Raw genomic sequence first — 22,962 nt, 5'->3', positions numbered from 1 at the left:
GCGCATCTGGCCCGAAAACCGCTTCACACTTTTCGGGATGCGCGCTGGTGCTTACTTCGTACCGTACATGCGATCGCCGGCATCGCCGAGACCAGGAACGATATAGCCCTTTTCGTCGAGGCGTTCGTCAATGGAAGCTGTGAAAACGTCGACATCCGGATGGGCTTCGGTAAAGCGCTTGATGCCTTCCGGAGCCGCCAGCAGGCAGAGGAAGCGGATATTGGTAGCGCCGCGTTCCTTCAGCTTGTCGATGGCTGCAATTGCCGAATGCCCGGTGGCCAGCATCGGGTCGACCACGATGATGAGGCGGTTGACGATATCTTCGGGGGCCTTGAAGTAATATTCGACCGGCTGCAGCGTGTCATGATCGCGATAAAGGCCGATATGGGCGACGCGCGCGGCGGGCACCAGATCGAGCATGCCTTCCAGAAGGCCATTGCCTGCACGCAGGATCGAGGCGAAGACAAGCTTCTTGCCTTCGAGCACCGGCGCGTCCATTGGCATCAACGGGGTTTCGATCGGCATGGTGGTCAGTTCGAGATCGCGCGTCACTTCATAGCAGAGCAACAGCGATATTTCCTTCAGCAGCCGCCGAAAGCTGGCTGTGGACGTTTCCTTCTTGCGCATGATGGTGAGCTTGTGCTGGACAAGCGGATGGCTGACGACTGTAACGCCCATGATCTTTCCACTTTTCTTGTTATCTTTTTGACTTTAGCGGCAGTTTGCGCCGGAGAAAACGCGTGGCGAGCGCGCACGCACAGTTTTATGTCTCTTTGGCCATTTTTCGGCGTCAACGCAAGACGGTTCGCAAGGTCCCTTCACAAAAGGGGTAGTGGAGGGCGGTCTCTGCTTGTATCGTCCAGCACAAGCTTTATATGCATTACGGAAATCGTTTTCGTCTTAATATTCAAAAGCAGGATGAGCTATGAGCCAGCAGAACGGCAATGCGGACCGCGTGGGCGCACAAGGTGGCATGGAGCATTCATTCGGCTTCAAGGCGGTGGACGAAAGCGAAAAGCAGGGGCTGGTCAACGACGTTTTCCATAAGGTCGCCAGCAAGTACGACGTGATGAACGATCTCATGTCGGCGGGTATGCACCGCGTCTGGAAAGATGCGATGATTGCATGGCTGGCACCGTCGAAGCGCCCCGGCTGGACCTCCCTCGACGTTGCAGGCGGCACCGGCGATATTGCTTTCCGTATTGTCGAGGCCTCAGGTCGTCAGGCCCATGTCACCATTCTCGATATCAATGGCTCGATGCTTGGCGTGGGGCGTGAACGGGCGATCAAGAAGGGCCTTGCCGACAATCTCGAATTTGTTGAAGCCAGTGCCGAAGAGTTGCCATTTGAAGATGCAAGCTTCGATGCTTACACGATTTCGTTCGGCATTCGCAATGTTCCCCATATCGACAAGGCGCTGTCCGAAGCCTATCGCGTGCTGAAGCCGGGCGGTCGTTTCCTCTGCCTCGAATTTTCAGAAGTTGAACTCCCGGTTCTCGACAAGGTCTACGACCAGTGGTCGTTCCACGCTATTCCGCGCATCGGCAAGATGATTACAGGCGATGCCGATTCCTACAGCTATCTGGTTGAATCGATCCGCAAATTCCCCAAGCAGCAGGATTTTGCCGCGATGATCGAGAAGGCTGGTTTCGAGCGCGTGAGCTATCGCAATTTCACTGGCGGCATTGCCGCACTGCATTCCGGCTGGAAGCTTTGATTGTGCCTGTGATGAATTGGGGTCAGGAACGGGGCATCGAGGCATGAGCAATCTATCCGCCGCTTTCCGGTTGATGCGAGCCGGATGGATATTGACGCGCGAGGGTGTCATCAGTGCGCTTCCCGTCGAGGGGCTTTCCGGCCTCCCGGCATTCGGGCACAAGATTGCAGGCATTCTGGCGCGTCCGCGCGCACGCCACATGCAGCGCTCCGAGCGCATGTCGAGGGCCATGAACAAGCTGGGTCCGTCCTATGTGAAGCTCGGCCAGTTTCTGGCGACGCGGCCTGATATTGTCGGTCGCGATGTTGCTGCCGATCTCGAACTTTTGCAGGACAGGCTCGACTTCTTCCCGCAGGCCGACGCGGTTTCCGCTATCGAAGGGTCGCTTGGCCGCAAGATCGATGATCTTTACCTGCATTTCGATGCACCGATAGCGGCAGCGTCGATGGCGCAGGTTCATCCAGCCGAAATCATGAAGGACGGGTCGCGCCAGAAAGTGGCGGTCAAGGTCATTCGTCCGGGCGTTCGCCACCGCTTTGCCCGCGACCTTGAAGGCTTCTATATGGTTGCGCGCATGCAGGAGCGTCACGTTCCCTTCACGCGCCGCCTGCGCCCGGTGCAGGTTGTCGAGACACTGCAGCAGACCACGCGTATCGAGATGGATCTCCGTCTGGAAGCGGCGGCACTTTCCGAGATCGCCGAGAACATCAAGGGCGATGCGGGCTTCCGCGTTCCCAATGTCGATTGGGAACGTACAGGTCGCGATGTGCTGACGCTCGAATGGATCGACGGCATCAAGATGTCCGATGTTTCGGCGCTTGAAGCCGCGGGTTTCGATCTCAAAAAGCTTGCAGAAACGCTGATCCAATCCTTCCTGCGCCATACGCTGCGCGACGGCTTTTTCCATGCCGACATGCATCCGGGAAACCTGTTCGTAGATCATCAGGGGCTGATTGTTGCGGTTGATTTCGGTATCACCGGGCGGCTCAATAAGCAGCAGCGGCGCTTCCTTGCAGAAATTCTCTACGGCTTCATTACCCGCGACTACATGCGCGTGGCGGAAGTGCATTTCGAGGCAGGCTATGTGCCACACACGCATGATGTGGCGAGCTTTGCGCAAGCCATTCGCGCCATTGGCGAACCAATCCACGGCCAGCCTGCCGAAACTATTTCCATGGCCAAGCTTCTGACGCTGCTGTTCGAAGTGACCGAGCTTTTCGATATGGAAACCCGGCCTGAACTGCTGATGCTCCAGAAAACAATGGTCGTCGTGGAAGGGGTATCGCGTACGCTCGATCCGCATTTCAATATGTGGAAAGCAGCGGAGCCAGTCGTTGGCGACTGGATCGCCAAGAATCTCGGGCCGCAAGGCATGCTTCTCGACGCGAAGGACAGTGCTTATTCGCTGCTGCATTTCACGCGAAAGACGCCGGAACTTATCGCACGTGTCGAGCGTGTTTCCGTTGCGCTGGACGACATGGCCGCCAAGGGCTTGCGTTTTGACGAGGCGACAGCGGAAGCTATCGGTCGCGCCGAAGCCAAGCATTCGCGCTGGGGTCGCATCGCGCAAGTGGTGATTGCGATCTCGCTCGCAGCGATAGCGATCAAGCTATATCTTTGGCTCTAAGTCACTTTTAGGGTGACATCTACCTTCCAAAGTGATTTCAATGATTGCACTTGTAACAAGCAGGTGCAATCAAATGGCCAGCATTACTATCCGGAATCTCGACGATGACGCCAAGGAACGGCTGCGTATAAGGGCAGCACAGAACGGGCGCTCCATGGAAGAGGAAGCGCGCATTCTGCTGGCCGGGCAGGATATAGCTCCACAGGCTGTTGCAGTGTCTCCCGGTGCAGTGGTTTCACTGGCCGGAAAACGCATTCTTCTTATCATCGGTGGTGGCATCGCCGCTTATAAGACGCCGGACCTCATTCGCCGTCTGCGTGAGCGCGGTGCGCATGTGCGTCCGTTGATGACGGCTGCGGCGCAGCAATTCGTAACACCACTGACCATTGGCGCGGTTTCTGCCGATCATGTCTTTACCGATCTTTTCTCGCGTGAGGATGAGCAGGATGTTGGACATATCCGGCTTGCCCGCGACGCGGACCTGATCGTCGTCGCTCCTGCAACGGCTGACCTGATGGCGAAGATGGCCAATGGGCTAGCCGATGATCTCGCGAGCGCGGTGTTGTTGGCCCGCAAAGTTCCAGTGCTTATTGCGCCTGCCATGAACCCGGCCATGTGGGAAAATCCCGCGACCAGACGCAACCGCCTGACGCTTGAAAAAGACGGCGTTCGTTTCATCGGCCCGGAGAAGGGCGAGATGGCGGAAAGCGGCGAGGCGGGAACGGGACGCATGAGCGAGCCGCTGGCGATTGTCGCGGCCATCGAGGCCCTGCTCGCGCCGCAGGCAAAGCCGCTTGCGGGCAAAACCATTGTCATGACGTCCGGCCCCACGCACGAGCCAATTGATCCGGTTCGCTATATAGCCAATCGTTCGTCGGGCAAGCAGGGCCATGCTATTGCGGCAGCGCTGGCGCGACTTGGCGCTACGGTGCATCTGGTGTCTGGTCCGGTCACGATCCCGGACCCCGAAGGCGTCGACGTCATTCATGTCGAGACGGCACGTGAAATGCAGGGGGCTGTCGAGCGACATCTCCCCGCCGATGCGGCGGTGATGGTCGCGGCAGTTGCCGATTGGCGCACGGCCAATGAAGCCGGACAGAAGATCAAGAAGAAACCCGGTGAAAGCGCTCCGACGCTTGCCATGGTCGAGAACCCGGACATTCTGGCTGGTGTCGGCCATAGCGACAAGCGCCCCGGTCTTGTGGTGGGCTTTGCAGCGGAAACGCAGGACGTGGCTGAAAACGCGCTGCGCAAGCTTGAAAAGAAAGGTGCGGACTGGATCGTCGCTAACGATGTTTCGCATGCTCCGGATGGCAGCAGCGTCATGGGTGGCGACCGTAATCATGTCCGCATTCTAAGCCGGACCGGCATTGAGGAATGGCCGGAAATGAGCAAGGAACAAGTGGCTGAAAAGCTGGCAGCGAAGATTGCCGCCAGCCTTATGGGTTAGCCCCGCATCACACCTTGTCGCGGACCTGATAGTCCTTGACGGTGGCAAAACGGATATTTTTCCAGCGTTCGGCTTCGTAATTGAGCGAAAAGCCGTTCTGCGCCAGGAAGACCGGATCGTGATCGAGGTCGTGAGCGATGTCGGCGCGATGTGAGGCGATGAAACGGTCGAGTTCGACCGGATCGTCCGCAGTAATCCACCGGCAGACCGAGAAGCGCGACATTTCAAAGCCGACCGGCAGCGAATATTCCACTTTCAGGCGTTCGGTCAGAACGTCGATCTGGAGAGCGCCGACGACGCCGACAATGGCTGGAGAACCGTCGTCGGGCACGAAAAGCTGCACGACGCCTTCCTCGGCCATCTGCTGCAGCGCTTCACGCAGCTTCTTGGCCTTCATGGCGTCATCGAGGCGCACGCGGCGCAGGATTTCCGGCGCGAAGTTCGGCACGCCGCGGAACAGGATATCTTCACCCTCGGTCAACGTGTCGCCGATGCGCAGCGTGCCATGGTTTGGAATTCCGACCACATCGCCCGCAAAGGCTTCGTCGGCAATCTGGCGCGAACGGGCAAAGAAGAATTGCGGCGCGGACAGGCTCATCGGTTTGCCGGTGCGCACCAGTTTTGCCTTCATGCCGCGCGACAGCTTGCCGGAACAAACGCGCAGGAATGCGATGCGGTCGCGGTGGTTCGGGTCCATATTGGCCTGAATCTTGAACACGAAGCCGGTCATCTTGTCTTCGGTTGAACCGACCATTCGCGTATCGGCCTGCTGGTCACGCGGGGAGGGGCCGAAATCGCAGAAGGCTTCAATCAGGTCGCGCACGCCATAATTCTTCAGCGCCGAACCGAAATAAACCGGGGTCATATGGCCTTCGCGGAAAGAGGCGAGATCGAACGGACGGCAGACGCCGCGTGCCAGTTCCACGCTTTCCAGCCAGGCTTCGCGTTCGTTTTCAGGCAGCAGTACTGCAGCTTCTTCAGGACCGCTGACCTTGGTTGGCTGCTCTTCACTGTCCTGGCGGCGCATCGTATTTTTATGCAGGTCGAATGTGCCTGCAAAGCTCTTGCCTGAGCCGATAGGCCAGGTGATGGGAGCCGTGTCGAGCGCCAGCTTTTCTTCGATCTCGTCGAGGATCTCGAGCGGGTCACGCGCTTCGCGGTCCATCTTGTTGACGAAGGTGACGATCGGAATGTCGCGCATGCGGCAGACTTCGAACAGCTTGAGCGTCCGTGGCTCGATACCCTTTGCGGCGTCGATGACCATGACGGCTGAGTCCACCGCGGTCAGCGTGCGGTAGGTGTCGTCGGCGAAGTCTTCGTGGCCCGGCGTGTCGAGCAGGTTGAAGATGCAATCCTTGTATTCGAAGGTCATCACCGACGTGACGACCGAGATGCCGCGGTCGCGCTCGATGTTCATCCAGTCCGAGCGGGTCTGGATGCGATCCTTCTTGGCCTTCACCTCACCGGCGAGCTGGATGGCGCCGCCAAACAGCAGCAGCTTTTCGGTCAGCGTGGTCTTGCCGGCGTCCGGATGCGCGATGATCGCGAATGTGCGGCGCTTGGAAACGGGATGGTCAGCGGGCATGAAGAAACTCGTGATGGCGAAACGTTGGGCTGCGCGTGAAAGCGCGCCGCGAAGATGTTGGGGAGCATCTAGCAGGACTTGGCCTGAATCTCAACAAGCGCTGCGTTACAAGTCTGGCTTCGAAATGAAAAAGCGGCGCAGTGAGCGCCGCTTTGCCAGTGATGCGTTATGATTATCGGCTCTTGATGCCAAGTCCGAAAGCGATGAAGGACCAGCCCTGGAAGATCAAGTCGATCGCCAGGAAGAGGCCAAGAATGAACAGGCTGTTGACTGGCCATTTGATGGCGATGATGAGACCGAGCAGCAGGGTGACGACGCCGCCTGCGACGATCCAGCCCCAACCGGCGGATGGTTTCGACTTGAAGCCGAGCCAGATGCGGAAGGCACCGGAACCGATCAGCGCTGCCGCGAGAAGGAAGGTCAGTACACCGGCTGCCAGCACCGGATTGATGAAGGCGACAATGCCGGCTGCCGTATAAAGCAGGCCGCTCAGGAGCCAGAAGAAGAAGCTGCCCCAGGTTTTGACGCCGAAGGAGTGGATGATCTCGATGACGCCGCCGATCAGCATCATCAGGCCGACATAGTAGACCGAGACCACAGTGGCCAGAACGAGATTACCGAAGGCAATGCCTCCGAGGATTAGCAGTGCGACCCCAAGGGCGACGAACCACCCCCACTTGCTGGAAAGTTCCTTCGGAAAGGTCGGGCGGTCGAAATCATTGTGAGCTGTTGCCATGAGACGTCCCTCAAATTGTCATGCCTCGTGAACAATATAAGGCATCTCTAGAATTTGACCAGCTTATCACAACAGGTGCATTCTTCGTGATGCCGGGCTGCAAAGAGCAATTTTCTGCGCTCCAGTGCTCACGTACCTTCAAGTACGCTCCGCTCCGGTGCTCGCTAATCACTCTTTTCGCCACGGCCTGACGAATCCGCACCTGCTGTGTTCATGCGCAGAGCACACCGGATCGTTATTGCGCCCACTGTTCGTTTAGTCTGCTTCGCATTATATCTCTTTGCTATTGCAGTTGTTTTTCGTTTAAAGTTCATGTGATGCTCGATCTCGTTTCCCACTACTGGCCGCATATCCTGTTCGTCCTGTCGATCGTTCTCGGAGCGATTGCTGCCATTCATGCGACCATGACAAAGGAGGAGGTGCGCACCGCCATTGGTTGGGTCGGCGTGATCGTGCTGTCGCCTATCGTGGGGGCGGTGGTCTATGCTATCGCGGGCGTGAACCGCATCCGCCGTTCGACGCTTACCCACCAGCGTGCCAATATGGGCAAGATCGCGCTCTATCACCTGTCGCATTTCGATACGACAAACGATCTGGTGCGAGCTGCCTTCGGACGCCAGTTCGGTGCGATGAAGATATTGGGTGATGCTGTCAGCCTGTATGACTTCACCAGTGGCAACAGCATCGAAATGCTGGAAACGGGCGACGAAGCTTATGCCGCAATGCTCGACGCGATAGGCAATGCCCAGCGCAGCATCATGCTGGAAACCTATATCTTTGATCGGGATGCCATTGGCGAAAAATTTGCCGATGCTCTGGGTGACGCGGTCAGGCGTGGCGTGGAAGTGCGTGTGCTGGTCGATGCGGTCGGTGCACGCTATTCCTTTCCGAGCATCGTGAAGCTTTTGAAGGACAAGGGTGTTGCCGTCGATGTGTTCAACGGTAATATCATCATCGGGCTGCGCCTGCCTTATGCGAATCTGCGCACTCACCGCAAAATCCTCATCGTCGACGGCAAAACAGCCTTTACCGGCGGTATGAATATTCGTGCGGGTTTCGTACGCGCGATAGCGGGCGACGCAGTTGCCTTCGATACGCATTTCAAGTTGAAAGGTCCGGCGATTGCCGATCTCTTTCACATCGCATCCGAAGACTGGCGCTTTGCGACCGGCGAGCTTCTGACGGGTGAAGCCTGGAAGATAGCGCCGCCGGAAAACCCGCCGGGGACAGGAACGCTGGTGCGTGTCGTCGGGTCAGGTCCCGACAAGAATGTGGAAACCAACCAGCGTATGATGATGGGCGCTTTCTCGATTGCCGAGCAGCATATTCTCATCATGACACCTTATCTTCTGCCGGATCGCGAATTGATCAGTGCGCTGGTGACAGCGGCGCGGCGCGGCGTGTCAGTCGATATCGTCGTGCCGGGCGTCAACAATCTGAAGCTGGTGGATCGCGCCATGCGCGCGCAGTTTGACCAGTTGTTGAAGGATGGCTGCCGCATCTGGCGGGCGGGTGGGGCTTTCAATCATTCGAAGCTGATGACCATCGACGGTGCTTGGTCCTATGTCGGATCGTCCAACATTGATCCACGCTCGCTGCGGCTGAATTTCGAGGTCGATCTGGAAATTCTCGACCGCGATGTGGCGCGTCAGGTGGAAGAACGTATCGGCAAGGTGATAGAGGAAAGCCGCGAGGTCAATCTTGCGCGCCTCAAGAACCGGCCATTTCTGGAACGGCTTCTGGACCGGATAATCTGGCTGGGTTCGCCCTATCTATAAGCATTACCCCGTCCGGCTCGTGAATATTTCCGGGCTGTATTCTTCCAGAAGGTTCGTTGCCGATTTGAGATCGAGATGCGCCTTGATGGGCAGATGATCGGATGCCAGACGCGCAAGCGGCGTATTGTGGACTTCAACCGATGTAACCAGATTGTGCGGGGCACCTAACACGCGATCCAGCGCAAAAACCGGGAAACGTGACGGGAAACTCGGGACTGCCGTGGCGACATGGTTGAATGTCGGCATCAGGGCTGCAAGCGACGAGCGTTTGCCGATGCGCCATTCATTAAGGTCGCCGATCAGCAGGGTCGGCAGTGTGTCGGCCTCCTGTAAGGCGGTGAGAATGCTTTCGGCCTGCTGTTCGCGCGAGCGTTTCAAGAGACCAAGATGCGCGGCAATCACCCGGAGAGGTCCTGCCGGAAACTGCAGGTCCGCGACCAGAGCGCCGCGCGGCTCGACGCCAGGAAGCTTGAGTTGCTGCACATTGCGCACCACGCCTTCGCGGAACAGAAGCACGTTGCCATGCCAGCCATGCCCCTTTGGCATTGTTGCGGTGATGGGAATTGGGACGAGCCCATGGCGGCGTTCAAGCAGACCCAGATCGAGCAGGCCGGAACGCTCGCCGAAACGCCGGTCGGCTTCCTGCAACGCGATCACATCCGCATCGATTTCACTGATGACCTCGGCCGTTCGCTGCGGATTGAATTGTTTGTCGATGCCAATGCATTTGTGAACATTGTAGGATGCAATGACGATATCGCCGCCGGTAATATTGGCGTTGAGCGGCCTGTAACCCGGCCTGTTCCGGATGGCAGTCAGGATGGATTTCGATATCCGGTTTGGTTCTTTCTTTTTCAGCACCCGTTTGTCACCTGTCAGGTATTCGGTTCCGAAAGACTATGACATCTGCCTGTGAGATAAACTGGCATCCATCTCTATATAGTCAAATTGTACATCTGTTTGAATAGCTATTCCCTACACAATTGGGCGACCTCTGGAGCTAAACGCAATCTCTTTCCGTGCAGTTCCCTGACTCATCTCGCAATGAAACGGATCAACCGGTCGGTGAGGCCGGTATAGGGCGGCTTGATGATATCGCTCGGAGCCGGGACGTATTTGGTCAGGACCGGCATGGCCTTGGAAAAGGTTAGAAAACCGTCGTGGCCATGATATTGGCCCATGCCACTTGCACCCACGCCGCCGAATGGCAGGTTACTGCAGGCGAAATGGTAGAGCGTGTCGTTGACGCAGACACCGCCAGCCACGATGCTGCTGAGCATCATTTCAATCTCTGCCGTATTGTCGCTGAAACAGTAAAGGGCCAGCGGACGATCAAGTTTCAGAACAAAATCGATCGCATCGTCGAGCAGGTGATAGCTGACGATTGGCAGAAGCGGGCCGAAAATCTCCTCCTGCATGATCGCGCTGTCGGCGGCAGGTTCCAGCACGAGCGCGGGGGCCATTGATCGCGGCTGATTAGAGCTCACCGGAAGATCGATGACGGCCTCGCTCCCGTTTGCGGCACCGGCCAACAATTTTGACAGTCGCGCTTCCTGCGCTTCGTTGATGATTGTTGTGCGGTCTTTTTCCGCTGATGCGCCGCCGTAACGCGCCTGCATTTCGGCACGCAGAAGGTTCACGAATTCGTCGCGCTTGCTGTGATGAATCAGAACATAGTCCGGTGCGATGCAGGTTTGCCCTGCATTGAAGAATTTGCCAGTGGCGATTGCTCGGGCGGCGCGTTTGAGATTGGCGTTTTCGCTGACAATGGCGGGCGACTTGCCGCCAAGCTCCAGCGTTACCGGCGTCAGGTTCGGCGCAGCGGCTGCCATGATCTTGCGCCCGACGGCGGTGGAGCCGGTGAAAAAGAGATGGTCGAATGGCAGCGACGCAAATTGTGCGGAAAGCGATGCGTCGCCAAGTGCCACGGCAACACGATCATCTGGAAAAACATCGGCAAGCAGGCTCTGCAGGAATTCGGCGGTGCGCGGTGTGTGTTCGGATGGTTTCAGGAAAACGTGGTTTCCGGCTGCGATTGCCGCGACAAGCGGCGCCAGCGCCAGATTGACCGGATAGTTCCACGGTGCGATGATCCCCACCACGCCCAGCGGAACATAGCGGATTTCGGCTTTGGCAGGCCACATTTTCCAGCCCGCCTTGCGGCGTTTCGGCTTCATCCAGCGTTTGAGATTGTGCAGGGCATCGTCGATTTCGGCAAAGACGACACTGGCCTCACCGAGCAGTGTTTCGTGCAGCGACCGGTTGCCGAAATCTGTGCTGATGGCTTTCGCCATTTCATCCAGTCTCGCGTCGAGCCTTTCACGCAGACGCTTCAGGTCGTCCAAACGCTGTTCATAGGCAGGCCGATCTTCAAGCCATGCGTGACGCAGGCGTTCGAATGAGCGCTGCAATGCCTGTTCTTCAGTCGCCATAGGCAAAATCCTCGGTCGAGCGGGCAAAGAGGAATTGCGCGGCATAATAAGTTGCAAGCACCCAGAGGCCGTTCAGCGGAATGTCGAGGCTGAACCGTCCATAGGCGAGCAGCGTATCGCTTGCCATGAAGAAGAGGCCGCCCACCGCAGCAAGCCAGGCGGCATAGCGCTGCGGCGTTTCCGGTTCGGTGCCGAGCGCGCGGCTCATCGCCTGTGCCGCCATGATGCCAAGTGCAGCGGCATAGATGATGACAGGGATTTTCAGGGGCGTTGGCAGCGATGACCAGAGGCCCCTTATGATAGCGAGGGCTGCGATGGTAAAAAGGATGAAAACGCCCTTATGCGCTGCAAAGCGTGTTTTGCGGCAAAGCGCATAGATATAGGCACAATGGGTGATGAGAAAGCAGATCAGGCCCGCCATGAAATAATCGCCGGGCAGCATCAGGAATAAGTCGCCAAGTGCAGCGAAAGCCAGGCCAAAGGCGACCGCAAAGCCATAGGATTTCGATTTGGGTCGCCCGGCGCAAAGCACGGCGGCGAGCAGCAGCAAGGTCGCCGTCGGCTTGGTCAGATAATGCAGCCAGCGCCATGCGGAATCCTCGCCACTATAGCTCATGAGACTGCCTGCAATGGCGCAGACCGCGCAGAACAGAAACAGGCCGTAAAGCGTTCTGTTCCCTTCAAACTCCAGCAAGCCTCTTCGGCGCATATTGGCTCCCCGTTATTATAATTGTAAGCAAATGAATTAAGGACGCGGGATTGTGCCGCCAATTGCGATATCAGCGCAATAGGCACAATTCATCGGGTTGTTGACAAAGCCTTGCCGGAGAAGCCGGGCACTCTGCTCCAGTGGTTCGGAAGCCTGGCTGAAATCAGGAAAGGTTCTTGCGTCGCTCGATTTCTTCTTCCGAAGGGTGGTCCATCGCGAAAGAACCGGTCTTCAGATCGCCGGAACGCTGATAATTGGCAATGATAACGCCGCTGGGCGATGTGGTGGAACTGACCAGCTTGAATGCCGATGGCACGGATTGCCCGTCGAACAGACGCTTGCCCCTGCCAAGAACGACCGGATAGATCAACAGCCGCAATTCGTCGACGAGATCGCTGGCAAGCAACTGATGAACCAGTTCGCTGCTGCCCGAGACTGACAGGTCAGGGCCTTCAGTGGCCTTGATGGCTCTCAATGAGGCGATGATATCGTCGCCCAGCAGTTCACTGTTCTGCCAGTTCAGGCTTTCCGGCCTGTGCGTCGCGACATATTTCGTCACTTCGTTGAACATTCTGGCAATCTCGCCTTCACCAGGTACAAAACCGGGGTCGTTCGGGTCTGTTACCTGATGCGGCCAATGGGCAGCAAAAATATCATAGGTGCGCCTGCCCAAAAGCAGGTCGAACGGCTTGGAAAAGCTTTCGCCCATGGCTCCGGCAATCACATCGTCCCAATAGGGCACTGTCCAGCCGCCATATTCGAATTGGCCTGTTTGATCCTCTTCCGGTCCACCCGGCGCCTGCATTACGCCGTCGAGGCTCAGGAACGTTCCAACAATGATCCGTCGCATGATTTTCCTCCCAGAAAGCCCGCCACGCGGGGCGTAGAGCGGTTCTGGTAAAAACAGAGCCGCTGGAACCGCTCTATCTATTTTCACGCATATCTTTATCCCGAAACCGGTTCCCACTTTCGGGAGACATGCTCCAGCTTACAGGCTGGGAGCGGATCAGGATAGTCGCGGGCTGTCAGGAGGTATTTCTGCCGCCTTGCGCCTTTTGCGGTCTATGCGCTCGGCGCGGGTGGAAAGCTCCGTATTGCCTTCGAGGTCTGTTTGCAGAATCAGGCCCTCCTGTTTCAGCCAGCGGATGATTTCGCCAAAGTCCCGATCATAATCCGGTTGTTGCATGGCTCATCTCGCCTCCGATTTCCGTATGACGAGAATGCGCGGAGTGACCGCTTGTTGCAACAAGCGGCGGTCAGAAACGATGCCAGATCGTCGCTTTGTTTTTCTGCCAGCCGTTTCTATGCAGTAAAGGCGTGTCGTCAACTGCCTGTGGCCAGCCGATGCACAGATAAAGGCTAAAACGCCAGCTAGACTGAACCTGGAAAAGCGTTTCCATTGCGCTTGGATCGAGAATGGAAACCATGCCGACACCGAGCCCGAACGATCTTGCCGCCAGATTGAGATTCTGGACTGCCATTGCCGTGCTGTGCTCCAGGGTGACGGCCATGGACTGTCTTCCGAGGCCGTGCCCTTCGATGGGTGCCGTTTCGGTGAAAATCGCAAGCTGCAGTGGAGCAACCTCTATGCCTTCCAGTTTCAAATCGCGATAATGCTTTGCGCGCGCCCCTTCATAGATTTGTGCGGCTGACCGGTTGGCTTCGATGAATATATCGCGGACGGCAGCGCGTATCGGGATACTCTCGACTGAAATCACCCGCCAGGGACGGGCATTGCCGACGGAGGGGGCGTAGGTCATCGCTTCTTGCAAAGCCGCGATGATTCCATCGTCCAGGGTCGCATTGCTGAAGTGACGAACATCGCGCCGCCATTTCAGCAATTCAAAGAAAGCGTCGCGTTCGGAGGGAGAAAACTGCATCGACTGCCAAATCTGTTGGTCGGATTAACTGGCCTAAAGCCGGATCCTGCCGGGACGACAATCCGGAAACAAAAAAGCCCGCTTGCGCGGGCTTTTTGGGATGCTTCTGGACCTTGGTAGTGGTCTGAAGACTTGGAAATGGTGCCCAGAAGAGGACTCGAACCTCCACGCCCTTGCGAGCGCCAGCACCTGAAGCTGGTGCGTCTACCAATTCCGCCATCTGGGCGACGAGGACCCATCTAAGGGGTCGACCTGCCTCTGTCAATCGCGTTTTCGACATTCAGCCAGCTTTTTTTCAGCCAATGCTTTTTTCGCGTTGAAAAGAGGGACGGGCGCGCTGACGCGCCCGACAAATTCACAGCCAGACAGCTATCAGGCTTCGAGAATTTCCTTCGAAGCAACTGTCGAATCAGCATTAAGCCGGTAAACGACCGGAACACCGGTGTTGAGTTCCTGCTTGAGAATCTGTTCCGGTGTCAGGCCGTCGAGCGCCATGATGAGCGCGCGCAGCGAATTGCCGTGTGCGGCAACCAGCACCGTCTCGCCGCGCAGCACGTGCGGCTGCACCGTGTGCAGATAATAGGGCCATACACGCGCGCCGGTGTCCTTCAGGCTTTCGCCGCCAGGAGGCGGGACGTCATAGGAGCGGCGCCAGATATGGACCTGTTCTTCACCCCATTTGATGCGGGCATCATCCTTGTTGAGGCCCGACAGGTCACCATAGTCACGTTCATTCAGGGCCTGATCACGGATCGTCTGGAGATCGGACTGGCCGAGTTCATCAAGAATGTGCTGGCAGGTCACCTGTGCACGCGACAGCGCAGACGTATAGGCGATGTCGAACTTGAGACCAGCGGCTTTCAGGCGCTGGCCAGCGGCCTTGGCTTCGGCATGGCCCTGTTCGGTCAGGCCCGGATCGCGCCATCCGGTGAAAAGGTTCTTGAGGTTCCATTCGCTTTGACCATGGCGGACCAGGACGAGAGTACGAGACATATGCAACGCTCCGTTAATAAAGATAATCAGTCATTCAGCCCGAGAACGTCGAGCATGGAATAGAGGCCGGGCTTTTTGCCATAGGCCCAGAGTGCGGCCTTGATGGCGCCGCGCGCGAAGATCGAACGGTCCTCGGCGTGATGGGAGAGAACGACGCGTTCACCGGGGCCGGCAAGAATCACCGAGTGATCGCCGATGACCGAACCGCCGCGCAAGGTCGCAAAGCCGATGGAGCCGGTTTCGCGGGGTCCCGTATAACCATCGCGCACGCGAACACTGTTTTCCGCCAGCGCGATATCGCGCCCCCTGGCTGCCGCTTCTCCGAGAAGCAGCGCGGTGCCGGACGGTGCATCGACCTTGTGCTTGTGGTGCATTTCGAGAATTTCGATGTCGAAATCTGCTGGATCGAGTGCTTGCGCCGCCTTCTGCACAAGAACGGACAGAAGATTGACGCCGAGGCTCATATTGCCGGATTTGACGATGGTTGCGTGCCGGGCGGCGGCGCGGATTTTCTCGTCATCTTCCGCCGAGCAGCCCGTCGTGCCGATGACGTGCACGATACGCGCCTGCGCGGCAAGCCCTGCAAATTCCACGCTTGCCGCAGGGCTTGTGAAATTGAGGACGCCCTGCGCCTTGGCGAAGACCGGCAGCGGATCGTCTGTGATTGTCACGCCCAGTGGGCCTATGCCGGTGACTTCGCCTGCATCCCTGCCCAGAAGGGGAGAGCTGGAGCGTTCGATGGCGCCGACCAGTTTCGCACCTTCAATGGTCTGGATTGTACGGATCAAGGTCTGTCCCATACGCCCGCCAGCACCGACGACGACAAGACCCATTTCGCTGTTCTGCGTTTCTCCGCTCATCGGGGTTCTCCTGTCCGCAATTCTTCTGCCGTCTTTTCGGTGATGATATCGCCATTGCCGCTCTGCAATTGATAGAAGCGCGCATAGACGCCATTCTGGATGGCTATCAGATCGTCGTGACGACCTTCCTCCACCACGCGACCGGCTTCCATCACCACGATGCGATCCGCATTGACCACCGTGGAAAGGCGATGCGCAATCACGATTGTGGTGCGGTTTTGCATGATGCCTTCCAGCGCCTGCTGGACCCGTTTTTCCGATTCGTTGTCGAGCGCGGAAGTCGCCTCGTCGAGCAGGAGAACCGGCGCATTGCGCACGATGGCGCGGGCGATGGAAACGCGCTGTCGCTGGCCGCCGGACAGCGTTACACCATTTTCGCCGACCGGTGTATCGTAGCCCTGTGGCTGCTGCAGGATAAACTCATGCGCATGGGCGAGCTTGGCCGCCTCAATGATTTCCTCGTCCGTCGCATCCGGACGGCCATAGCGGATATTGTCGGCAATGGTGCCTTCGAACAGATAGGGCTGTTGCGAAACATAGGCGATGGCATGGCGCAGCGAGCGCTTCTTGACCTGCGCAATATCCTGTCCGTCGAACAGAATCTTGCCGCTGTCGAGATCGTAGAAGCGCTGGACGAGATTGATGAGCGTCGACTTGCCCGCGCCCGAAGCGCCAACCACGGCGGTGGTTTCGCCCGCTTTGGCGACAAAGCTGACGCCATGCAGGACCGGAGCGGTCTCGTTATAGGAGAAGTAAATATCCTCGAAGCGGATTTCACCGGGACCCGCCTTCAGTTCCACGGCGCTTGGAAGATCGCGCTGGCGCGGCTCTATATCCAGCACCTCATAGATCATGCGTGCATTGACGAGCGCTTTTTCCAGCCCGACCTGAAGGCGGGCGAGGCGGCGAGCCGGATCGTAGGCGAGCAGCATTGCAGTGATGAAGGCGAAGGTTGCGCCGGGGGGCTGTTGCTCGAGAATTGCACGATAGCCGCTATAGGCCAGCACGCCCGCCACAGCAAAACCCGCCAGCATTTCTGAAATGGGCGTCGTGCGTTCGGAGACCTTGGCGATCTTGTTGCTGCGGCCCTCAGACTGGTCGATGAGCTTGCCGATCTTGGCGCGCAGCTGATCTTCCATCGTAAAGGCCTTGACGATGGCAATGCCCTGAATCGATTCCTGCATCGCACCCAGCAAATGGGAGTTGAGATGCACGAGATCGCGGGTGACGGAGCGAATGCGGCGCGAAATATAGGCAACGGCCAGAATGAGCGGCGGGCCGATCAGGAAAATCGCAACGGACAGTATAGGGTCCATATAGAACATCGTGCCGACGAGACCGATAAGCGAAATGAGATCGCGTGCGATCGACGAAATCGTCATGTTGAGAAGGTCGCGAATCCCAGAAACATTCTGGTTGATCTGCGCCGCCAGATGACCTGAACGCGTATCGTTGTAGAAATCGAGACCGAGCTTCATCAGATGGTCGAAAATGCGCTTCTGATAGCGCGCGACCAGATTGTTGCCGATCTTGGCAAGTTCGACAGCCTGTATGTAGCCGGAAAAGCCGCGCAGGATGAAGATGACCAGCAATGTGCCGCAAATGACCCAGACCAGACCGAGATTCTGCTCGTAGAAGATCTTGTCGATCATCGGCTTCATCAGATAGGCCAGCGCGCCATTCGATCCACCGACGATGAGCGATGCCAGAATGGCGATAATGTAATTCTTCTTATATTCGCGGATGTTTTCCGACATCATGCGCCGGATTACGCGGGTGGCTTCGCCCGTATCGATCTTCTTGTTTTTCTTCTTGAATAGACTCACGTGCAAAAGCGCTTTTTGTCTCTTAGCCCTCCGGCAGGCCCGGCGGCTATCGTTGAAAAATACGACTTCCCATATGGCGCCCATATGAAAACGCTGCACTGAAAAAGCCATCGGCAATTTCAGTGCAGCGTTTCTATAACGTTATCTGTGCGGCTTGACCATCCTCAAGCTTTGCCGGTCAGAGCGGGATGTTTTTAAGCTGAACCATCATCCCGCTCTAAATTTTTGTTTGAGCATGATTTTACCCGAAAACCGGTTCCCACTTTTCGGAATCATGCTCCAATGCACCAGCGGCGTCCTTCGGTCGAGACTTCGAAACGGGCAGGGGCCTGCGCAAAGGTCGAAAGCCCGGTGAGGGCTGCAAGCTGGTGCGTGATCACGCGGACAGGAATGTCGCGCATGATGGCCTTGTGCGGGGCCTTGTCTTCGAAGGCTTCACGGAAAGCGCCTGCCTTGAGTGCGGAAAGGATGCGCTGCGGAATGCCGCCCGAAAGATAGACGCCACCATGCGCCATGAAGATCAGCGCCAGATCGCCCGCAAGGCGTCCGAGATAGGTGACGAACAGATGCAGGGTTTCCTCTGCCTGTACATTGCTGCCATCGAGCCCGGCTGATGTGATGTCGGCGGGTGTCTCGAGCGTTGGTGTCACCTTGTCGGCGGCGCATATGGCGAGATAGAGATTACGCAGGCCGCGTCCGCACAGGATCTGCTCGCCTGCGACGCGGCCTTCGATACGTTCGATATGCGGGAAGACCTGATAGTCGCGTGTCGTGCGCGGGCCGATATCGATATGGCCGCCTTCGCCCGGCACCGGCACCCATGCATGGCGCGTGCGCACAAGACCGGCCACGCCAAGGCCTGTGCCCGGCCCAAGCACGACGCGGGTGGCGATCACTTCTTCCGGCTTGCCGCCGATCTGTTCCAGATGATCGCTGCCGAGAGACACAACGGCGAGTGCCTGCGCCTCGAAATCGTTCAGCACAGTCACGTCCTCGAACCCGAGGTCGGCGATCATCTTCTTTGGGCGCACGACCCAGTCGCAATTGGTGAGGTCGATCTCGTCACCGTCGACCGGACCAGCCACAGCAAGAATGGCGGAACGTGGCTGGATCGAGGTGTGATCGAGAATGGCGCTCTGTATCGCCTCGTCGATGGTGGCATAATCCGCCGTCTGGAGAACGGGAAACTCCTTCGGCTCGGCATTGGAATCCACCAGGATAGCAAAGCGGGCATTGGTGCCGCCGATATCGCCGACGAGTACCGGAAACCGGAAACTCTGTTCGGCCCGCTCTATCTCTTTGTTTTCATGCATGTCTTTGTCCAAAACCGGTTCCCACTTTTGGGAGACATGCTGTAGCCGCCAGCATGTCCTCTCCCAGGTTATGTCTTCCAGCCGCAGTGGTCTTCCGCGGGCGAGCCTGTCTTGTGCAGGATTAATCAAGCGCCTTGATCAGCTTTTCCGCTGTCGCGCGATTGAGCGCCATTGGAATATCATAGACGCTGCCGAGGCGTGTCAGCGCCTTCACATCGACATCGTGCGGAAGCGGGGACAGCGGGTCGATGAAGAAGATGAGTACTTCCACCGTGCCTTCCGCGATCATCGCGCCGATCTGCTGGTCTCCGCCCAGCGGCCCGCTTTTCACACGCTGAATGCTGAGTGAAGGGCAGGCATCCAGAATGAGGCCGCCGGTCGTCCCCGTCGCCACGATGTCATAACGGGCCAAAGCCTGCTCATGCGCTTTTGCGAAGGAGACCATGTCATCCTTCTTCTGGTCGTGGGCAATCAATGCGATGCGCAGGCGTTCCGTCATGAATGAGCAACCTTACGAGTTGATAACCTTGTCATTAGAACATTTCCAGCAAAAGTGTGAAACGATTTTGCGTAGGAAAATGTGGTGAAATAAGCTGGAGCAGTTCCAGCGACACCGTAAAAACAGGAACCGCTCCGGCATTTTAAATCGTTTTAAACCTATAGCGAAGTGCCGACAACATGAAAAGCGCTAAAAGCCTTTATTGCACTCCATAGGTAACATCAGCGACCGAATTCGGCGCAGGACCGTTGAGGACGGCAGCGCAGGCCTTCGGCAGATCGGACACCATCACCGGGCGCGGCTTTTTCGGCGGTTCCTTTGAAGGCTTTGCAGGCTTCCATGGCTCGTCGGTGAACCACCAGGCAAGCGACTTGTCACAACCGTCGCCAGCAGCCACTTTCGGTTGCGGCTTGCATTGGGGCGAGCCGGGCTGGCAGGTCAGGCGTACATGGAAATGGTAGAAGTGACCCCAATAGGGGCGAACCTTGCCGAGCCAGCTTCGATCACCTGTCACCGTGTCGCAAAGTTGCTTCTTGATACCTGGATGCACGAAGATGCGCTCGACTTCCGGATAGCTTGCGGCATGTCTGATGAGGGCCGTGCGGGCAGGGGTCCACTTCTTCGGGTCCACATAAAGCGAATCCGGCTTCAGCATCGAAACGGCGGAAACGCTTTCGCGTTCGGCGTCGCTAAACCGCTTTTTCGGCATCGGCGTCAGCCAGATGTCAGCATCGAGGCCGACCTGATGCGAGGCATGGCCGGTCAGCATCGGACCGCCACGCGGCTGCGAGATGTCACCGACGAGCAGACCGGGCCAGCCGTCCTTTGCCGCGTCGCGGGACAGTTTTTCCAGAAGGCCGATCATGCGCGGATGGCCCCAGCGTCGGTTGCGCGAAAGGCGCATGACCTGCCAGTTCGGTCCGTCCGTCGGCAGCGCCACGGCACCGGCGAGGCATCCCTTGGCATAAAAGCCGATGGATTGCGGCTGCTGTGCCAGCACGGGAAGCGCTTCGCCACCGAAGGCCTGTTTGGCGGGCATGTCCTCCGCCATGGCCATTGGCACGAAGTCGGGCGCGATCATTGCGGCCAGCGAGGCTGCGAGAACGATCTTCTTCAATCTGTTTGCAATCATGGGGCAATTCCAGTTTTGCCGGGGCTTCGGTTGCGAATCAAGCAACCGGATTGCGGGCATTATGCTGTGTGATTGGCAGGGCTTCAATGGCGGTCGACCGTTTGCGCTGCCGACCGCCATTTCCCTCAGCTCTTTCGTAGCCTCACAAGCATGGCCAGAACCAGCAACGGCATGAATGTGCAGAAGGTGATCAATGGCCAGGCAGTGTCGCCCGGCAGGAAAATGACCAGTGCGGTTCCTGCGAGACTGACGATCAGGCTTTGAATGCAGAAGTAGACCGCGACCGCCATACCTGCACTATCATCAAAGGCTGCAAGCGCGCCATTTGCCGTCATCGATGCGGTGAAAACAATCCCGACAGCGGCAAGCCACATCGGGACGATGAGGCTTGTGAACGATGGTTGCATCAGTTTCTCACCCGCCAGAAGCAGGAGCGTGCTGGCAAGGAGCACGGCCATGCCAAGGGCCACGCTTTTACGGGCACCCCATTTCTGCGTATGGCGTGACAGGATGCGCGTGGCGGCGATCATGACGACGGCAACACTTGCGAAGGCAAGACTGAAGCCGGTTTCCCCGAAACCGCCGCGTTCGATCAGAATGCGTGGTGCCGTGGAAAAGAACACGAAAAACGTGCCCATCGCCGTCGCAAAGCCGAGCGTATAGGTCCAGAAGCGGAAATCCTTCATGATCCGGCCCAGACTGCCAGCGCTTGGTGCATTGTTGGCCGGACGTGTTTCGTGCCAGTGGCGCCAGGCGCGCGATGTTGCGACGAGACTGAAAACGCCCAGCAATGCGAAGATTGTCCGCCATCCGAAACCTTTTGCAATCAGGGCGCCTGCAATCGGCCCAAGCGCAGGGACGAAGGAAAGCATGGCGCTGAAAAGCCCGTAGATTGTCGCGCCTTCGGGACGAGTCGCATAGACATCGCGGACCGTTGCGAAAGTGGCGACAAGTGCCGCCGAGGCGCCCATTGCCTGTACGAAACGAAGCAACACGAAAACTGTGGCATCGTTGGTGATCGCCAGAGCGAAAGACGAGAGGGCGAAAACCAATCCACCGCCAAGCAGGATGGGCCTGCGTCCGAAACGGTCCGACAACGGGCCGAACAGCAGTTGACCGACACCCAGCATCACCATGTAGAGGCTGAGCGTCAGTTGCACCATGGCGGGTGTCGTTTGCAGGATGGCGGGCATGGACGGTACGACCGGCAGGTAGATGTCCATGGCCAGCGAGGCGAGAATGTCGAAGGGAGCCATCAACGCGAGCGCAAATGGCAGGGAATAACTCCAGCGTGGAGTTTGTTTGTTATCAAAAGGCATGACGAAGCATCCGCTCGAGAAAGAATTCGGGCGGCGATCTGCCTTCTTTAAAACGCGCGTCTCATCCGAAAACCGTCACACGCTTTTCGGGATGCGCTTTAAGGGAAATTGGTCCGGGGCAGATGCCGCAACAGGTCGGAAAGGCTGTTGCGGCTTATCTGGTTGCGAGTTCGGTGCTGCTCATTCTGTGTTGTCCCGGTTCGATTGCAGGCCTGCTTTTAGCACTGGCGCGACTTCAGCGCCAGCTATCGTCGCGCCACATGGCCGAGAAGGCCGTCTTGTAGTCGGGATAGACGAATTCGTAGCCGAGATCCCTGATATACTGGTTGGAGACACGCTTGTTCTCGCCATAGAAGGAACGCGCCATCGGCGTCATGTCGGCTTCTGCGAAGGGGACTTCCGGTGGTGGCGTCGCGCCCATCAGTTCGGCTGCAAAGGTGACGACATCCTGCGGCGGGCTTGGTTCATTGTCGGTGATATTGAAGATGCCGCCCGTGTTGGTTCCCGCCAGAAAACGCAGGCTACCGGCAATGTCATCGACATGGATGCGGTTGAAAACCTGATTGTCTTTGATGATACGCCGTGCAGTACCGCGTTCCAGATTAATGAAGGCGTTGCGGCCCGGTCCATAGATACCTGAGAGGCGCAGGACCGCGAGCGGCGTTCCATGCCGTTCGCTCAATTGTCCCCATGCCTCTTCGGCTTCGACGCGTTCCAGACTGCGACGGGATGCTGGCTTGCAGGGTGCCGTTTCGTCCACCCACTCGCCCTGATGATCGCCATAGACGCCAACCGTCGACAGATAGCCGATCCAGCGAATGGTGTTGTCGGGACGGCGAAGCGCTTCTTCTACAACGGCGACTGCCGGATCGCCGCTTTCGCCGGGAGAGATTGAAACAACCACATGAGTCGATTGGGCAAGCCGGTTCACAAGTTCGGACGAGGGCGTTTCGCCATCGAAGAGCATCGGCTTTATGCCTGCCTGTTCAAGAAGCGGGAATTTCTGCTCGTGCCGCGTGGTCCCGTCGATGCGTTCCGCTTCCCCGGTCATCCTTTGAGCAAAGGCCTGGGCAGAATAACCAGCTCCGAACAGAAATATGCGCATA

The 22,962-nt window shown here is 57.7% G+C and carries 21 protein-coding genes and 1 tRNA gene; 4 read left to right on the top strand and 18 right to left on the bottom strand.

Annotation, left to right across the window (positions count from 1 at the left end):
- Positions 1–51: 51 nt before the first annotated feature.
- Positions 52–678, bottom strand: coding sequence for a uracil phosphoribosyltransferase (gene upp / locus MKS82_RS09830; RefSeq protein ID WP_006467614.1), 627 nt, complete (start codon positions 676–678; stop codon positions 52–54).
- 247 nt (positions 679–925) lie between these two features.
- Here upp and ubiE point away from each other — a divergent pair, with 247 nt between their 5' ends.
- From ubiE to coaBC, 3 genes are all read left to right on the top strand, one after another.
- A complete protein-coding gene (gene ubiE, locus MKS82_RS09825) occupies positions 926–1,717 on the top strand; it encodes a bifunctional demethylmenaquinone methyltransferase/2-methoxy-6-polyprenyl-1,4-benzoquinol methylase UbiE (protein WP_010659383.1) in 792 nt (263 codons plus the stop codon).
- Between the two features lie 43 nt (positions 1,718–1,760).
- A complete protein-coding gene (gene ubiB, locus MKS82_RS09820; protein WP_109988658.1) occupies positions 1,761–3,344 on the top strand; it encodes a 2-polyprenylphenol 6-hydroxylase in 1,584 nt (527 codons plus the stop codon).
- A gap of 73 nt (positions 3,345–3,417) precedes the next feature.
- Positions 3,418–4,794, top strand: coding sequence for a bifunctional phosphopantothenoylcysteine decarboxylase/phosphopantothenate--cysteine ligase CoaBC (gene coaBC, locus MKS82_RS09815; protein ID WP_276313312.1), 1,377 nt, complete (start codon positions 3,418–3,420; stop codon positions 4,792–4,794).
- 7 nt (positions 4,795–4,801) lie between these two features.
- Here the strand turns inward: coaBC and MKS82_RS09810 are convergent, their stop codons facing one another.
- A complete protein-coding gene (locus MKS82_RS09810) occupies positions 4,802–6,379 on the bottom strand; it encodes a peptide chain release factor 3 (protein WP_109988659.1) in 1,578 nt (525 codons plus the stop codon).
- Positions 6,380–6,551: 172 nt separating this feature from the next.
- Entirely contained in the window at positions 6,552–7,115 is a 564-nt protein-coding gene (locus tag MKS82_RS09805) for an HdeD family acid-resistance protein (RefSeq protein WP_109988660.1), read from the bottom strand.
- Between the two features lie 317 nt (positions 7,116–7,432).
- Between MKS82_RS09805 and cls the strand changes: the two genes are divergently transcribed.
- Complete coding sequence (cls, locus tag MKS82_RS09800) at positions 7,433–8,893, top strand: cardiolipin synthase (RefSeq protein WP_109988661.1); 1,461 nt, start codon at positions 7,433–7,435, stop codon at positions 8,891–8,893.
- A 3-nt stretch (positions 8,894–8,896) separates the two neighbouring features.
- Here the strand turns inward: cls and MKS82_RS09795 are convergent, their stop codons facing one another.
- The 15 genes from MKS82_RS09795 to MKS82_RS09725 all read right to left on the bottom strand — a co-directional run bounded on the left by MKS82_RS09795 (position 8,897) and on the right by MKS82_RS09725 (position 22,961).
- Positions 8,897–9,754 carry an endonuclease/exonuclease/phosphatase family protein gene (locus tag MKS82_RS09795; protein WP_109988662.1) on the bottom strand — a complete coding sequence of 286 codons (858 nt, stop codon included), beginning with the start codon at positions 9,752–9,754 and terminating at the stop codon, positions 8,897–8,899.
- A gap of 173 nt (positions 9,755–9,927) precedes the next feature.
- Entirely contained in the window at positions 9,928–11,325 is a 1,398-nt protein-coding gene (locus tag MKS82_RS09790) for a coniferyl aldehyde dehydrogenase (protein ID WP_109988663.1), read from the bottom strand.
- Positions 11,315–12,034 carry a lysoplasmalogenase gene (locus tag MKS82_RS09785; RefSeq protein ID WP_109988664.1) on the bottom strand — a complete coding sequence of 240 codons (720 nt, stop codon included), beginning with the start codon at positions 12,032–12,034 and terminating at the stop codon, positions 11,315–11,317. Before MKS82_RS09785 ends, MKS82_RS09790 begins: the two co-directional genes overlap by 11 nt.
- Before the next feature lie 163 nt (positions 12,035–12,197).
- Positions 12,198–12,884 (bottom strand): dihydrofolate reductase family protein, encoded by a 687-nt coding sequence (locus MKS82_RS09780; protein ID WP_240578671.1) that lies wholly within the window; start codon positions 12,882–12,884, stop codon positions 12,198–12,200.
- A 156-nt stretch (positions 12,885–13,040) separates the two neighbouring features.
- Entirely contained in the window at positions 13,041–13,220 is a 180-nt protein-coding gene (locus MKS82_RS09775) for a hypothetical protein (protein ID WP_109988666.1), read from the bottom strand.
- Between the two features lie 70 nt (positions 13,221–13,290).
- Positions 13,291–13,914 carry a 5,6-dimethylbenzimidazole synthase gene (gene bluB, locus MKS82_RS09770; protein WP_109988667.1) on the bottom strand — a complete coding sequence of 208 codons (624 nt, stop codon included), beginning with the start codon at positions 13,912–13,914 and terminating at the stop codon, positions 13,291–13,293.
- A 139-nt stretch (positions 13,915–14,053) separates the two neighbouring features.
- Positions 14,054–14,140 (bottom strand) — tRNA-Leu (locus MKS82_RS09765).
- 146 nt (positions 14,141–14,286) lie between these two features.
- On the bottom strand, positions 14,287–14,907 hold the full coding sequence (locus tag MKS82_RS09760) for a 2,3-bisphosphoglycerate-dependent phosphoglycerate mutase (RefSeq protein WP_109988668.1): 621 nt from the start codon (positions 14,905–14,907) through the stop codon (positions 14,287–14,289).
- A 26-nt stretch (positions 14,908–14,933) separates the two neighbouring features.
- Positions 14,934–15,767, bottom strand: coding sequence for a 4-hydroxy-tetrahydrodipicolinate reductase (gene dapB, locus MKS82_RS09755; RefSeq protein WP_109988669.1), 834 nt, complete (start codon positions 15,765–15,767; stop codon positions 14,934–14,936).
- Positions 15,764–17,593 (bottom strand): ABC transporter ATP-binding protein, encoded by a 1,830-nt coding sequence (locus MKS82_RS09750; RefSeq protein ID WP_109988716.1) that lies wholly within the window; start codon positions 17,591–17,593, stop codon positions 15,764–15,766. The genes dapB and MKS82_RS09750 overlap by 4 nt, the downstream gene beginning before the upstream one ends.
- Before the next feature lie 272 nt (positions 17,594–17,865).
- Positions 17,866–18,906: a glucokinase gene (locus MKS82_RS09745; protein ID WP_109988670.1), complete on the bottom strand. Its 1,041-nt coding sequence runs from the start codon at positions 18,904–18,906 to the stop codon at positions 17,866–17,868.
- 121 nt (positions 18,907–19,027) lie between these two features.
- The gene (locus tag MKS82_RS09740; protein ID WP_109988671.1) at positions 19,028–19,405 is read right to left on the bottom strand and encodes a methylglyoxal synthase; all 378 of its coding nucleotides are present in this window, start codon (positions 19,403–19,405) and stop codon (positions 19,028–19,030) included.
- Between the two features lie 199 nt (positions 19,406–19,604).
- On the bottom strand, positions 19,605–20,537 hold the full coding sequence (gene mepA / locus MKS82_RS09735; RefSeq protein WP_109988672.1) for a penicillin-insensitive murein endopeptidase: 933 nt from the start codon (positions 20,535–20,537) through the stop codon (positions 19,605–19,607).
- Positions 20,538–20,662: 125 nt separating this feature from the next.
- The gene (gene cml / locus MKS82_RS09730) at positions 20,663–21,856 is read right to left on the bottom strand and encodes a CmlA/FloR family chloramphenicol efflux MFS transporter (RefSeq protein ID WP_109988673.1); all 1,194 of its coding nucleotides are present in this window, start codon (positions 21,854–21,856) and stop codon (positions 20,663–20,665) included.
- A 235-nt stretch (positions 21,857–22,091) separates the two neighbouring features.
- The gene (locus tag MKS82_RS09725; RefSeq protein WP_109988674.1) at positions 22,092–22,961 is read right to left on the bottom strand and encodes an SDR family oxidoreductase; all 870 of its coding nucleotides are present in this window, start codon (positions 22,959–22,961) and stop codon (positions 22,092–22,094) included.
- Position 22,962 lies beyond the last annotated feature (1 nt).

Origin of the sequence: Ochrobactrum sp. A-1 (assembly GCF_022488005.1) — a bacterium.
Lineage (GTDB): Bacteria > Pseudomonadota > Alphaproteobacteria > Rhizobiales > Rhizobiaceae > Brucella.
Note: the sequence above shows the minus strand (reverse complement) of the source record. Positions and strands in the feature narration are given on the sequence as shown.